This is a genomic window from Enterocloster citroniae (genome assembly GCF_040545455.1).
Classification (GTDB): domain Bacteria; phylum Bacillota; class Clostridia; order Lachnospirales; family Lachnospiraceae; genus Enterocloster; species Enterocloster citroniae.
Window position 1 is genome coordinate 66,728 of sequence record NZ_JBEPLZ010000017.1, and the last position, 13,494, is coordinate 80,221.

The 13,494-nt window shown below is 51.7% G+C and carries 14 protein-coding genes; 1 reads left to right on the plus strand and 13 read right to left on the minus strand.

Annotated elements, in window-relative coordinates; genetic code table 11:
• Positions 1-5: 5 nt before the first annotated feature.
• Genes ABID13_RS19440 through ABID13_RS19460 form a run of 5 tightly spaced genes read right to left on the minus strand, consistent with a single transcriptional unit; the run spans position 6 to position 5,060 of the window.
• A complete protein-coding gene (locus tag ABID13_RS19440) occupies positions 6-1,043 on the minus strand; it encodes a glycosyltransferase family 2 protein (RefSeq protein ID WP_048929653.1) in 1,038 nt (345 codons plus the stop codon).
• Between the two features lie 42 nt (positions 1,044-1,085).
• Positions 1,086-2,600 (minus strand): lipopolysaccharide biosynthesis protein, encoded by a 1,515-nt coding sequence (locus ABID13_RS19445; protein WP_048929652.1) that lies wholly within the window; start codon positions 2,598-2,600, stop codon positions 1,086-1,088.
• A complete protein-coding gene (locus tag ABID13_RS19450) occupies positions 2,597-3,751 on the minus strand; it encodes a glycosyltransferase family 4 protein (RefSeq protein ID WP_242849244.1) in 1,155 nt (384 codons plus the stop codon). Before ABID13_RS19450 ends, ABID13_RS19445 begins: the two co-directional genes overlap by 4 nt.
• Positions 3,752-3,777: 26 nt before the next feature.
• Entirely contained in the window at positions 3,778-4,974 is a 1,197-nt protein-coding gene (locus ABID13_RS19455) for a nucleotide sugar dehydrogenase (RefSeq protein WP_048929651.1), read from the minus strand.
• Positions 4,953-5,060 (minus strand): hypothetical protein, encoded by a 108-nt coding sequence (locus ABID13_RS19460; RefSeq protein ID WP_354021186.1) that lies wholly within the window; start codon positions 5,058-5,060, stop codon positions 4,953-4,955. The genes ABID13_RS19455 and ABID13_RS19460 overlap by 22 nt, the downstream gene beginning before the upstream one ends.
• Between ABID13_RS19460 and ABID13_RS19465 the strand changes: the two genes are divergently transcribed.
• The gene (locus tag ABID13_RS19465) at positions 5,034-5,126 is read left to right on the plus strand and encodes a DUF6783 domain-containing protein (protein ID WP_322746753.1); all 93 of its coding nucleotides are present in this window, start codon (positions 5,034-5,036) and stop codon (positions 5,124-5,126) included. The genes ABID13_RS19460 and ABID13_RS19465 overlap by 27 nt on opposite strands.
• 110 nt (positions 5,127-5,236) lie before the next feature.
• Here ABID13_RS19465 and ABID13_RS19470 read toward each other — a convergent pair whose 3' ends face one another.
• The 8 genes from ABID13_RS19470 to ABID13_RS19505 form a co-directional block, all read right to left on the minus strand.
• Positions 5,237-7,483, minus strand: coding sequence for a PspC-like choline-binding domain-containing protein (locus ABID13_RS19470; RefSeq protein WP_416390425.1), 2,247 nt, complete (start codon positions 7,481-7,483; stop codon positions 5,237-5,239).
• 36 nt (positions 7,484-7,519) lie between these two features.
• Positions 7,520-7,966 carry an AfsR/SARP family transcriptional regulator gene (locus ABID13_RS19475; protein ID WP_048929649.1) on the minus strand — a complete coding sequence of 149 codons (447 nt, stop codon included), beginning with the start codon at positions 7,964-7,966 and terminating at the stop codon, positions 7,520-7,522.
• Positions 7,967-7,988: 22 nt separating this feature from the next.
• Positions 7,989-9,404, minus strand: coding sequence for a phosphoglucosamine mutase (glmM, locus tag ABID13_RS19480; RefSeq protein WP_048929648.1), 1,416 nt, complete (start codon positions 9,402-9,404; stop codon positions 7,989-7,991).
• Between the two features lie 16 nt (positions 9,405-9,420).
• Positions 9,421-9,903, minus strand: coding sequence for a VanZ family protein (locus ABID13_RS19485; protein WP_048929647.1), 483 nt, complete (start codon positions 9,901-9,903; stop codon positions 9,421-9,423).
• A 68-nt stretch (positions 9,904-9,971) separates the two neighbouring features.
• A complete protein-coding gene (locus ABID13_RS19490) occupies positions 9,972-10,841 on the minus strand; it encodes a fumarate hydratase (RefSeq protein WP_048929646.1) in 870 nt (289 codons plus the stop codon).
• Entirely contained in the window at positions 10,825-11,343 is a 519-nt protein-coding gene (locus ABID13_RS19495; RefSeq protein ID WP_082173848.1) for a fumarate hydratase C-terminal domain-containing protein, read from the minus strand. The genes ABID13_RS19490 and ABID13_RS19495 overlap by 17 nt, the downstream gene beginning before the upstream one ends.
• A 35-nt stretch (positions 11,344-11,378) precedes the next feature.
• Positions 11,379-12,530: an HpcH/HpaI aldolase/citrate lyase family protein gene (locus tag ABID13_RS19500; protein ID WP_048929645.1), complete on the minus strand. Its 1,152-nt coding sequence runs from the start codon at positions 12,528-12,530 to the stop codon at positions 11,379-11,381.
• 50 nt (positions 12,531-12,580) lie between these two features.
• Positions 12,581-13,483 carry a hypothetical protein gene (locus ABID13_RS19505; protein ID WP_048929644.1) on the minus strand — a complete coding sequence of 301 codons (903 nt, stop codon included), beginning with the start codon at positions 13,481-13,483 and terminating at the stop codon, positions 12,581-12,583.
• Between the last annotated feature and the right edge of the window lie 11 nt (positions 13,484-13,494).

The following is a 13,494-nucleotide window of genomic DNA, read 5'->3' on the forward strand; positions in this document are numbered from 1 at the left end:
AATGATCACCTGGTCCCATTGTACGCTTTCCAAAAACACTGCAGCAGGAAAAAAGACGGCAGATTATAGGTCAGGAATAATATGACCCCGTATCGTCCGCTCTTTTTCCATATATGTTTATAACTGTGCTTTCCCAGATATTGGGCATAGGCCGTGTGCTTGACCAGCCGGTTCCACTGTACCAGCTTCTGCACCCTGGCGCCTGTCCATCCGGGATTAAAATAATATAAGCGCAGGATCTCGCAGTAATTCCTGGTCATCTTATATTCAAACGCCTGCTTCCATTCCCCGGGTTTTCCCTGTATGTATCGGTACAGCGCCTCATTAAACGCCAGTATATGATCCTGGATCCCAGGGTTATACCGGTTGCAGACAGAGGAGGGGTTTTGCCGGTAGTGGTAAAACACCCGGTCCAATACCCCCATGCGCGGGGCTGCTTCCAGGGTCTGAAGATTAAACATGGTGTCCTCCATCCTGCGCAGGTCAGGCGGGAACATCAGATGCCCTTTTCCCAGGAAATCCGCCCTGTAAAACTGGGTGCACACCGAACCAAAGGAGCAGGGCAGGCTGCAGTATGAAGGATCCATAAGTCCCAGACAGATGGTATCTATGACCTCCGGGCCCAGATCCCGGTACTCTGACCAGCCGTATCCATAGGAAATGGACTCCTGTCCGTATTCCTCCTGATACGCAACGCAGAGAATATCCAGCTGATGCTGCTCCAATTGCTCCGCCGCGCTTTTAAGCGTATCCGTCTGGATCCAGTCATCGGGATCCACAAAATACAGCCATTCCCCTGACGCCCTGCAGATTCCCTGGTTCCTTGCCTCGGAAACGCCCCTGTTCTCCTGGTGCACCACCACGACCCGCGGATCCCTCCGCCCGTACTCATCACATATCCTGCCGATATCCGTGGTGGACCCGTCATCAATGAGGATCACCTCATATCTTCCCCTGTAATCCTGTCCCAATATGGATTCCATGCACTGGTGGAAATAGGCTGGTTCCGTGTTATACACAGGAACCACAATGGAAAATTTCATTGTTTTCTCCCTTTTGTACAGACGGCTTCTGAGCCGTTTTCTTTACGTATTCTTCTGAAACATTCCGGCTGCCAGATCCCTGCAATAGCGGAACTCTTCCATTTTATGGAAACATACAACGGACAATATCATCGAGACACTCCCCGCCACCGCAAAGTAAACGCCCAGCCTTCCATAGGGAGATGCCAGGGTAATCCTGTCACAGAGCATTTTGCAGACCAGGACCGAAGACAGGCCCGCTGCGGAAATCTTTACCATAAGCCCTTGATAATAGGCCGGATCCATGTAGAAGAACTCCCGGTAGAGCAGCCTGGTCTTTAAAATGATCTGGATGACAAGGGTGCACGTGGTCCCCAGCATAATTCCCAGAATCCCCCATCTCAGCCCCAGCGCCACGGAGACAATCAGGTTTATGCTGCTTCCGGCAATGGATATGTTTTTATCCTTGGAAAATAATCCTGACACCAGCATCATCCGCCACAGCGGCTCCCTGACCACATAGTAAAAAAAGTTCACCACAAAGGAGTATTTCAGGATATCGTCCATAAGATACTCCCTTCCAAACAGGATCTCCACAAAGGGATCCGACATGCACATGATGCAGGATGCGCAAAATGATGTGACCATAAAAATAATGAACGTCATTCGGCACAGGACCTGGTGGCACCGCTCCCTGGTCTCAGACACTGCCAGGTTCCCAATGCTTCCCGCCGCCGCATCGGGGATCAGGAGCAGTATCCTCCTTACATTGGAAATGATCAGGGAATAGTTGGAATAAAGTCCAACCTGCAAGGTTCCCACCAAAACAGAGATCAGGATATTGTCCGTGGAATTGGTGATCTTGCCTGATAATGTCCCGATAAACAGCTGCCTGATATGGAAGAATATCTTCTTCTGCTCCTCCTTTGGAAGTTTCCGTGCCTCTTTTAAAAAAGGATACTGCCGGTCCGCAATATGGGCGATGGCAATGTTATTGGCCACCGTGACGATCCCGTCAGACAACAGGTAGGCGATAAAATTTTGTGTGAGGATCAAAATCCCCAGATTGGAGGCCACGGTAATAAACCGAAAGACTGTATTGGTCATGGAGATCAGATACATTTTCTGGTCCGCGTCCAGAAGCGTCCTCTTATAGGAGAAAAAATAGGAGCTGACTGTTTTCAGCAAAAATATCACATACACCAGCCTCAAATATCTGACATTAAACGCCGCATCCTTGATCAGCCAAGGTACAAAGGGCAGGAAGACCAGGCCGGAGATCAGGATCACTCCTGCGATCATCCGGTATGCGCTCCTGTAAAACCACATCAGCTGTACCACCTTTTTCCTGTCATGTTCAGCCAGGGGCCGGTACAGATGATAAGTGATGGCAGAACCCACCCCCAGCTCCGCAAGGGACAAAACAGCGATCACTTCCGTAAATAACCCGTTCAGGCTCACTGCTGAAAGTCCCAGGATACGGACCAGCGCGGTTCTGGTGACCATGCTCAGCAGCACGGTAAAGATTATGTTGACCTCACCATAAAATAGATTTCGGATACTTTTTTCAGTTCTCATATTTGTACTGTGGTTTTCTTTCTTACATTTTCGTAGACATGCAAAAGTTCCTGTACTGCGGTATCCCAGCTGTAACGCTCCCTTACAAAGGACATCTGCCCTTCCCGGTCATGGAGATCCTCAACTTCGCCCAATATGGATTCCAGGCAGGAGCCCAGCACGGGGACATTCCCTTTTGGAAAATACCTGGCATATCCTCCGGCAGTCTCCACGTTCTCCTCTATGTCGCTGACCAGGCACCTGGCTCCGCAGCTCATGGCCTCCAGCAGGCTGATGGACATGCCCTCAATATCACTGGGAAGCACATAGACCCGGCAATTGGACATAAGCTCCTCCAGCACACGGCCCTGGACAAAATCCGTGAACAGGATTCTCTCATCCCCCTCTGCCATGCGGCGTATTCGGTTTACATAATCATTGTTTTTTGTAAGTTCACCCGCTATGACCAGGCGGGTTTGGGTATTCATGTTTTTATATGCTTCCAGCAGGTAGTGCAGGCCCTTTTCCGGTACCAGCCTTGACAGAAAAAGGATATAGGTGTTTCTCTTAAGGCCCCACCTGCGCCCGATCTCCTCCGGCTCCCGGCAGGGTATCATCTCCACCCCGTTAGGTATATAGACGGACTCCCTTCCATATGTATCCATAAAGTAGCGCTGGTTCCCACGGGACAACACCACCAGGGCATTGGAGTAACGGGCCGCATTTTTCTCCCCCCACAAAAGGTAACGGGTGGCAAACCTTCCCCATTTGGCCCTCTGCCAGTCCAGCCCATGTATGGTTGCCACCACGGGGATTCCCAGCAGTCTGGGCAGGAAGGTCATGGCGCCGGGCCCTTCCGCATGAAAATGCAGCACATCATACCCTCCGAACACAGCACGTATGGCAGCCAGTACGGAGTAGACAAATGCATTCAGGGACGGATGGGACAGGGTGGGGATCCGGATCAGGCGGATCCCCCTGTACTCCCTGGGAGCCCGGTCCTCCTTCCTGCTAAAATCCTGCCACCGGTTGTAACAGTCCACCTGATGTCCCATGGCTGCCAGGCGCAGGGCTGTCTCTTCCACCGCAATCTCGATCCCGCCCTCCCTGGAGGGAACCCGTTTATGTCCGATCATTCCAATCTTCATGCCCATCCCTGCCTTTATCCTCATCTTTATCTTTCTTAATCCGTAACTACTCAGTCACACAGGAACAGATCCCTGGTATATACCTTGTCCCTTACATCCTCCAGCTGCCTGTCATACCGGTTTGCCAGGATCACATCCGATCTCTGTTTAAACTCCTCCAGATCAGAGATGATCTCCATGCCTAAAAATGCTCCGGCTTTCAATGCGGGTTCATAGATAACCATCTTAACGCCCTTTTTTTCCAGCCGCCGCATAATCCCCAGGATGGAGGAATGGCGGAAGTTGTCCGAATCCGCCTTCATGGTCAGGCGGTAGATCCCTGCAACCTTTGGGGATCTGCTTAACACCTGTCCTGCAATAAAGTCCTTCCTGGTCTGGTTGGCCTGTACAATGGCTGTCATAATACAGTTGGGAATGCCCCCATAATTGGCCAGCAGCTGCCTTGTGTCCTTGGGCAGACAGTATCCCCCATATCCAAAGGAGGGATTGTTGTAATGGGTGCCGATCCTTGGATCCAGGCACACGCCCTCTATTATGTTCCTGGTGTTTAACCCGTACACCTCCGCATAGGTATCCAGCTCATTAAAAAAAGCCACCCTCATGGCCAGATATGTGTTGGAAAACAGCTTAACGGCCTCCGCCTCGGTTGCATCCATGTAGCGGACAGGGACATCCTCCTTCAGGGCCGCCCCCTTTAGAAGGCCGGCAAACATGCGGGCCTTCTCCATCTGGACAGGGTCCCCTGTATCCAGCCCCAGGATGATCCTTGAGGGATACAGGTTGTCATAAAGAGCCCTGCCTTCCCTTAGAAACTCCGGGGAAAACAGGATGCATCCGTCCGGGTACCTGGAACTGATCTCCTTTGTAAACCCCAGGGGAACCGTGGATCTTATGACAATGCAGGCGTCCGGCTGGATCCTTAATGCCGCTTCCACCACGGCTTCCACAGAGGATGTGTCAAAATAGTTCTGCTCCGCGTCATAGTCAGTGGGCGTTGCAATGATCACAAAATCCGCATCCCCATACGCTGCCCTGATATCTGTTGTGGCTGACAGCATCAGGCCTTTTTCACCCAGGCGGGATTCCAGCTGCGGGTCCGCGATCGGCGACCGCCCCCTATTGACCTTATCCACCTTTTCAGGCTGTATATCCACTGCGCATACAGGATTGTCCCGTGCAAGCAGCGCGGCATTGGACAGCCCCACATATCCCATGCCGGCCACCGCTATCTTTTGCTGTTTTTCCATCCGACCTTCCTCCTTGCCGTATTGGAGCGTGTTAAAGATTGTTCTTTGCACACTCTAGAGTGTGTTTGAAAATTGCTTTCTGGCAGCTGTGCGTCACAGTTTGTGGGGGATTTGGGCTAAATGAAGGCGGCGTAGCGGGCTACGCTAACTGAATTTGGCCCAAATAACCCGCGAAATGGGGCGTGCTTTGTCCTAAGGGGTACCGGGCAGAGCCTGGGGGATTCCTTAGGGCAGATGACGGGAATGAATTTACAAACACGCTCTAGTAGGAGACCACAGCCTCCGGTTCCAGGATCTCCGCCACCTCATTGGAACCATAGCTTACTATCTTTCCTCCTGAGCCAAGGGTCCACCTCTGGTCATTTCCGTCCGTCACCTTTGTATTCTTCATGATCTTCCCGCTGGAATTGATCAGGCGCTTTCCTTCCCCGGGTATATCAAATACCTCGTACTTTGCAGCGGAGTCCGCCTTTTGAAGTTTTCCCTTGTAGTAAAAGCTTCCGTCTTTTATACCCGTGATCCCTTTTCCCTTCAGGTCAAAATAATACCGGGACCGGGAGGAATCCATGCCATCGTCCACCATTGTTTTTCCAATAACGCATTTCCTGTCCCCCTCCGGCGCTCCGCAATAATAAAACTCGCCCTTCACCTCAACCAACCCGTATTGGGCGGCTCCATACATGTCAAATACGTAGTAGCTGTCGTGGATCTTTTCCACGGCGTAGCCGTCTTCCGGCCCGCATATGGGTTTCCCCGACCGGTCAAAGTAGTACCATTCCTTTTGCCCCGCGCTTCCAAGGTCGGGCGGTCCCTCCAGCTTTAACCATGTCCCGGCTGCCTTTTCTCCCTCTGTAAACGCCTTATCCCCCTCTGATTCCTGCTGGTAAAAATAGCGGTATCCCTTTATCTGCGGTGTTGTGCCGTTTAGCTTCACCCACCCCAGATGCATGATCCCCTTTTCATCAAAGCAATAAGTCACCCCATCCACCTTGACTTCCTTTTTCCAGCCTGAGGAACGTTTTTTATTCCCCGTGGACCGGTTAAAATAAAAATAGGCGTACTGTCCGTGCTCCTGCACATAATCCAGCACGTAGGACTGATCCAGCCAGCTGTCCGGGATCTTCAGCCACTGCCATCCCGCGGCCCTGGCGCCGTCCTCCCCGCAGTAGTAATAGGAATCCTCGTCATCATCACGGTCAGCCTCCTTTGTCAGCCAGCCCGTACGCATCACGCCGGAAGAATTAAAACAGTAGGATTGCCCATCAATCTTATACCAGCCGTCACTGCGTACATATCCATCGCTGCCCGCGTAGTACCAGTTATTGTACTCCGAATTTCTGGAATCCAGGCCGCTCATGACAAACCACCGGTCCTGGTACAGGAACCCCTCCTCCCCGATGTAGCGTCTCCTGCCATCCTCGTCATTCATCCACCGCTTCCGGTAATTATAGCCGTTGGAATCAAAATAGTATTTCCTTCCCTCCAGTTCCTTAAAACCGCCTTTGAGCACCGCACCCGATTCTAAGGCATAGTACCAGCTCTCGGACACGGCGCCGGTGCTGCTGTTGGTATTCTCAATCTTAAACCAGCCATCCTCCTGAAGGACTCCATTTTCATCCAGATAATACCGTTCCCCGTTTCCGTCCGTGTACCAGCGCTTTCTGTAATTCAGGCCGTTGGTGTCAAAAAAGTACCAGTTTCCGTCCATCTCCCTCCAGCCGTTGCGCCAGAGCACGCCGTTGGAGCCGCCGTAATACCAGTTGGTATATTCCTGTCCATTGCCCCCCGTGCCGGAAATGGAGAACCAGCCGCTTTGGCGGGCTCCGTTTTTATCCGCATAATACCGGTCATCGCCCAGGTTAAACCATCGGTTGCGGTAGGCTATGCCGTAGGTATCAAAATAGCAGGTCATGCCTTCCACTTCATGCCACCCGTCCCTTAAAAGGGAGCCGTCCCCGGTCACGTAATACCAGTTGCTGTAGGGGTTCCCCCTGCTGTCCACTTTGTCAATGGAAAACCAGCCCGGGGCCTTCCTGGCCCCTTCCTCATCCACGTAATACCGCTTGTCCTCCAGATTAAAGAATGCCTTTCTGGGAGAATTGCCCCACTCATAGAAATAGTAGTCCTTTCCTCCCAGCTCATACCATCCGTTTCTCAGAATGATTCCGTCATTTCCCGCGTAGTACCAGCTGGTGACAGGGGAGGCTGAGGGCAGCGACGGCTTGGATACAAGGCTGAACCACTCATTTTCATACCTGGAACCGTCTGAGCGCACACGGTACCGGGCTTCTCCCACATTGACCCAGCGGTCCGCAGCGATCCGGCCGTTGTCCCCCACATAGCGCATGGTTCCGTCCGGCCAGAGAACCCATTGGTTCACCAGTTTTTTATCGTGTTCCACATAGACCCACTCCTGGGCCGAGTCCTGCTGCCAGCCATCCGCTGCCTTTGCAGGGATAGCCGGCATGATCAAAACCGCGGCAGCAAATGCAGCTGTCCCGATGATCATTTTTATGTATCCCATTTTTCTCCCCCTCCCGGCTTCTTATCCCTCTCTGTATTTCCCATATATCACATCCAGATAGGGAACCGTGTCAGAAGCCCATGGATATTCCGGCATATAGCTTCCGGTGTAAGCGGACAAATACTTCCTGTCCCCTTTCATAAATTCATATACATCGCATGTAAATAACCCTGGATCGACCAGATAAACTCCCCGTCTGTGGATCACCAGCTCCTCACACCCATGTTCCTTCAGGATCCTGCGCAGGCGGTGAGCCACCACCCTTATATTCTGCTTGGCCGTATCCTCCGGCGTCTCTTCATACAAAAGGTATGCCAGCTGTGCCAGGGAGGCGCTGCCTCCCCTCTTATGCACCAGGATCGCCAGAAGCTCCTTGGCCCTGCTGCTGGAAAAGTAGATAGCCCTGCCATTGATCCATACATCAAACCCGTTAAAGGTCTGTATGAAAATATCTTCTGTTTCCGGCATTTCCCGTTCTCCTCTTTTCCCCTTAAGACAGCACATCCTGATGGCCTTTATCCACCATCACCCGTATGATCCGGTCCACATATTCCCTGCACTTGTGCCCGTCCCGGGCCTCCACCATTACACGCATGACAGGTTCCGTACCGCTTTCCCTTACCAGGACGCGCCCCTCTGTTCCCAGTTCCTGTTCCACGCGGTTCACCGCATCCTGCACATCCCGGTCCTCCCTGGCCGCCTGTTTGTCCTTTACACGGATATTCTCAAGGACCTGAGGATAGATGTGGACCGGCTCCGCAAGCCTGCTAAGGGGCTGCTTTTTCTCCAGGATCACCTCCATCATCTTGATGGCTGTGAGAATACCGTCCCCTGTGGTTGCATATTTTCGGAAAATAATATGGCCCGACTGCTCACCGCCGATGCGGTAACCGTTTAAGGCCATGTTTTCATACACGTATTTATCTCCCACCGCTGTTTTCTCATACTCAATGCCCGCTTCATCCAGGGCTTTATACAGGCCGAAGTTGGACATGACCGTGGTGACGATCTTATTCCCAGCCAGCTTCCCCCGCTCTTTCATATAGCGGCCATAGATGTAGAGGATCAGGTCCCCGTCAACCAGATTTCCCTTCTCATCCACACAAAGGCACCTGTCCGCATCTCCGTCAAAAGCAAAGCCCACATCCAGTTTCTTTTCCTTCACAAATCGGATCAGGCCCTCCATATGGGTGGAACCGCAGCCTGTGTTAATGTTCAGTCCGTCCGGTTCATTGTTGATCACATAGGTGGATGCCCCCAGGGCGTCAAACACGCTTTTAGCGATCATCCATGCGCTCCCGTTGGCACAGTCCAGTCCCACCTTCATGTTCTTATAGGAGCGGGTGGCCAGGGAAATGAGATAGCCCGTGTACCGGTTCCGGCCCGCGGCATGATCCACGGTGCGGCCGATCCGCTCCCTGACCGCTAGGGGTATCTCCCCGGAAATGCCGTCCAGGTATGCTTCAACCTGAAGGATCGTGTCCTCATCCATCTTCTCCCCCTGGGCGTTGATGAGCTTGATGCCGTTGTCATAATAGGGATTGTGGCTGGCCGAGATCATAACGCCGCAGTCAAATCCTTCCGTCCGGGCCACATATGAGACACTGGGGGTTGTGGTCACATGGAGAAGATAGGCGTCCGCGCCGGACGCTGTAAGCCCCGCTGCCAGGGCATACTCAAACATATAGGAAGAACGCCGGGTGTCCTTTCCGATGACAACCCGGCATGTCTTATGTTCCCTGTCCACTTGTTCCCTGTCTCCTTGTTCCCTGTCTCCTTCTTCCCTGCCATCATGTTCCCTGCCATAGTACCAGCCCAGGAACCGGCCGATCTTGTATGCGTGCTCCACTGTCAGTGTTTTGTTGGCTTCGCCGCGGAAGCCATCGGTGCCGAAGTATTTGGCCATGAGTTTTTTTCTCTCCTTAATCTGTAATGTTGTGTAGTGTCCTGATCAATTGATAGACCCCATACCCTATGATTGCCCCTAACGTGTTATGGAACATGTCATCGAACTCAAAGAGGCCACGCTTTGTAATAAGCTGAGTCAGCTCAATGGTAAGGGAAACCGCAAAGGCTGCCGCTGTAACTGATGATAATTTCATTTTTGCGCACGCCGTGGGAAGAAGCGCCCCAACCGGCAAAAGCATCATCACATTCCAGAAATTTTCTGCTATCAGTTTTGTCCTTCCCGCCATGATCTCCCTGTACGACCAGAACAGCGTCAACTCATATCTATATGCCTTTCCCGGTTCCCGGCCAAATACGGTGGATGCAAACACCAGTACGAGATAAAAGACCAGGATAACGACCGCCCCACACTGTGCCAGCGCCGGCCTGCACCTGTGACAGGCACAAATGTATATCAAACCGGCGGTTGCGGCCAGTGCCAGGGCGGCCAGAATCATATTGGGGGTCAGCGATGCCAGGGCTGATGATAAATAATAATCGATATCGCATACCTGCCTTACATTTTTTACTGTATTAAATCTACGGTTGCGATCCTCGGCTCAAAGCAGCAGGCGGGCCTGACGCAAACTATCCTCACACCGCTTGCCCTTTGAGGGCCAACCTTTACAAACGTTGCGATCACACTGGTCCTTCCATGTAATCCCAATGGCCCGATATCCGACTCGTTGACCCGCCTGGTAATTTCCGCTTCCATCTCCGACTGCACATCATAGCATCCATCCGCTTGTGCCTGCAGCATCATGGATGCCGCCTCAAAATGAGAACGCCCTATGCCCACAGCAAGTGTACAGGGTGAACATCCCAGCTGGGCAACTCCTTCTGTTGCCCATTTCACGATCTCATCAATGACCACCTGGGTGTTGTGCTTATGGAACACCCTGTATGTCTTGGCCCTGATCGCCGGCCCGCCGCCAAACATCATGATATGGAGCCGGACCACATTATCCCCGCATGTTCTAAGAAGAATGGGTGCTGGTTCAACACCGGCAGGATCGGGATCCAGACCGCCGGACTGGTCGATCCTGCGGTTATCATCTCCCATAATCCCCATGGGGCGGCCGGGAAGTTCTCTCAACCCGCTTGCGATTCCATCCCTGATCGCATCCAACATCCTTCCTGTCACAAAAACGTCAGGCCCTACCTCCAACACAAGATGAGGAATACCCGTATCATCACAGAGAGGACTGTGGTTTCTCTCAGCAGCTTCCGCATTTTCCAGGATTGTTTCAAGAACCCATCTGGCCTTCTCATTTTTTTCATGTTTGATCGCCCTTTCATAGGCATGCTTCTTATCCTCCCGAAAGGTTGACCCTGCCTCCACAAGGGCACTTCTTACAAGTTCCACTGCCTTTTCATAATCAAACGTGCTGCTCATAAATACTCCTTCCATGGGCAGCTGCAATGATTGCGGGATACCGTTCAACCTTCAGCCGGTACAGTGCCTCCATTCCCAATTCCGGAAATGCCACCAATTCCTGCCCCCTTGTCTTATCACCCAGCAGGGCCGTTACCGGCGGTATGACTGCATAAACGGCATGGTTCTGGTTTAACGCCTCAATGGTTCCTCTGCCGATTTCACCCTTGCCCAGATGCAGCTTTACACCTGCCTTAGATAAGGGCCCAATACTGCTCTCAATTTCCAGTTTATTGCTGGAAGTAGGACCAACCCCCGCCGGGCTTACGGCGGTGTGAAATATCACACTGCCTTTTAGTTCAATGCCATGATCAAAATTTTCATTCTCCCGGATCATTTGTACCACCTTGGGCAGAACAGCATCGCGGCCGCAAAATATACTGCCGGATATATATACCGTGTCTCCAATCGTCAGCTTGGCAATACACTCCTCAGTAATGGGCGTATTGATCTCCATTGCCATATGTCCTCCTTGTAATGATGTACATCTGGTTCCTGTTATGATTCGTTGACAGCAAACAGCTTAATATAAGCCCCTTCGTTTTCGATCACGCCAAATGCCCTGGCACGGTTGCACACTTTTCTGGCCCAATTGGTATGCGGCTTAACTTCATTCATCTTGTTAGCCCCGGATCCCTTGACAACGCCGCCTTGTGTATGTCCCAGGATCATACAGGCATCATCATACTCTTCCTTTGTAACAGCCATCAACGCGTTAACAAACTTTACATGAGTGGGATGGATGACAGTGCGGCCTACAAAACCATTGGCCTTATCAAGGATCACCTCCCGAAGCAGACCATCGATCTCATTGTTTACAATAGGCAGCCGTTTCATCAGATAATCCTCCAGTCCGTGATGGGGAAGTTCCTCAAACATCATTGCTTTGGGAGCACGGAAATATTCCCAGACCGGTCCGGAAATCACATAATCATTCTCACGGCCGCAGACATTTACAATATCTGCAAGGCACTCACGGACGGTCATGATGTCATAAATGGAATAATCCACACCGCGGCGCACGCCAAATACCGATGAGAAGTCGGTTCCGCCCACACGCACCTGCAGAACAAGGTCATGGTACTTGTCAAGGATCTTCTTAATGCCCACCAGTTCCTGCATACGGCTTTCTTTATAAGCCACTTCCGGGTCTTCAATGATCGGCATGCCATAAAGGATCTCTCCAAACCGCTCATTTAGATCTTTTAGATAGGCATAATATTCATATCCGTTCTCAGCATTGAATTTAGGGAAATTGATACCGCAGAGAAAGCGCACCTGTCGTTTTGTCAATGCATCCCCAAAGCGTTTAAACTGGGCAAGATTGCGGATGCGGACAAAGATAAGAGGTATCTTTTCAGGGGACAGGGCTCCTGCATCAACAGCATCGGCAACGGTATCCAAAAGCCTATGTACATTTGCCTCAGCAGCTTCCACCTGATCCACCGGGCAGGCATCCTCAAAGCAAAGGACAATGGTGGTCAATCCGGGCATTGATCCGGAAATGATCTTGGGGGCAAAATCCTTTGTCCCAGGCATATACATGGTTGCGCCTAAACAATACTGCAGCATTTCACGTTCCGTGTACTTGTTAAAATCCTCCGGCTCCACAACAAATTTAAAATCAGGGTTATACAAATGGTGTCTCATAAGTCACTTTATTTTCCTTTCTTTTATCTATTCAGTAATCCGGGTCCGCCTTAGACAAGGCTCCCCCGTGGAGACCATACAGCCTCCGGGTAATATTCATCGATCATTCTCTTTACAAGAAGACACTGCTTTGCGCGCTTTCTTGCATCATCCTCCGTGCTGTCCCAGCTGTGGGTAGCAGCCACAGAGCCTCCTGTTTTGAGATAGATAGGCGCGGCAACCCGGATCATCTCCGGAACTTCATAATGGCGGATAAAGCCGCCTGTAGATTTAGGATTCTCCGTATGGATATCAATGGGGATGTCAATTGCCTGACGCAGCGATGCCAGCATTTGAAGCTGGATGTCGCGCACAGGGTTCAGCGAGTCCGCGCCAATGGATTCCAAAAGCTTACCTGCCGCAGGATTGCCATGCCCTGCATGAGCCGAAAGTTTAAAATGGCAGTCATCTGGTATCTCCCCCGCCTTCCTCGCTTCATTGAGTACATAAAGACAGCCCTCGTCATAGACAAGGAAGCCTCTGCAGCCCAGGCGTGCCGCCCGTTTTACATCTTCGATCGCCCTTACGATCTGCTCCTGTCCGCGCAGGCGGTATCCCATTCGCACCCCCTCCTCCGTATGCACGGAAGCGGATGTGTCAGTGGTCGCTCTCGGACCAATGGCAAGGATCAGGTCTGTCTGCCACTGATTGGCATACTCCACCATTTCTGTAATCTCATCATCTGTCATACGCATGATACCCTGGGTCTGGGTAACACGGTGCAGGTAAAGTCCATAGGAATCCATTGCCTCCAATAGAGCGATCATAGCTTTGGGCCCCTGGATACCAGGAACCTCAAAGCGGTACTGCCCGCCGTCAGCAAACCGCTTCTTAGAGTCAGGGAGATGGTATGCATCACCGCCCGGGAGTCCAATTGATTTTAAAAATTCTCTTGTTCTTTCCATACTGTTCATTCAATGATCCT

Coding starts and splice junctions, on each gene's coding strand:
- ABID13_RS19440 (WP_048929653.1), bottom strand. CDS start 1,043: ATGAAATTTTCCATTGTGGTTCCTGTGTATAACACGGAACCAGCCTAT.
- glmM (WP_048929648.1), bottom strand. CDS start 9,404: ATGGCCAAATACTTCGGCACCGATGGCTTCCGCGGCGAAGCCAACAAA.
- ABID13_RS19455 (WP_048929651.1), bottom strand. CDS start 4,974: ATGGAAAAACAGCAAAAGATAGCGGTGGCCGGCATGGGATATGTGGGG.
- ABID13_RS19485 (WP_048929647.1), bottom strand. CDS start 9,903: ATGATTCTGGCCGCCCTGGCACTGGCCGCAACCGCCGGTTTGATATAC.
- ABID13_RS19450 (WP_242849244.1), bottom strand. CDS start 3,751: ATGAGGATAAAGGCAGGGATGGGCATGAAGATTGGAATGATCGGACAT.
- ABID13_RS19495 (WP_082173848.1), bottom strand. CDS start 11,343: ATGGCAATGGAGATCAATACGCCCATTACTGAGGAGTGTATTGCCAAG.
- ABID13_RS19445 (WP_048929652.1), bottom strand. CDS start 2,600: ATGAGAACTGAAAAAAGTATCCGAAATCTATTTTATGGTGAGGTCAAC.
- ABID13_RS19490 (WP_048929646.1), bottom strand. CDS start 10,841: ATGAGCAGCACGTTTGATTATGAAAAGGCAGTGGAACTTGTAAGAAGT.
- ABID13_RS19475 (WP_048929649.1), bottom strand. CDS start 7,966: ATGCCGGAAACAGAAGATATTTTCATACAGACCTTTAACGGGTTTGAT.
- ABID13_RS19505 (WP_048929644.1), bottom strand. CDS start 13,483: ATGAACAGTATGGAAAGAACAAGAGAATTTTTAAAATCAATTGGACTC.
- ABID13_RS19500 (WP_048929645.1), bottom strand. CDS start 12,530: ATGAGACACCATTTGTATAACCCTGATTTTAAATTTGTTGTGGAGCCG.
- ABID13_RS19470 (WP_416390425.1), bottom strand. CDS start 7,483: ATGATCATCGGGACAGCTGCATTTGCTGCCGCGGTTTTGATCATGCCG.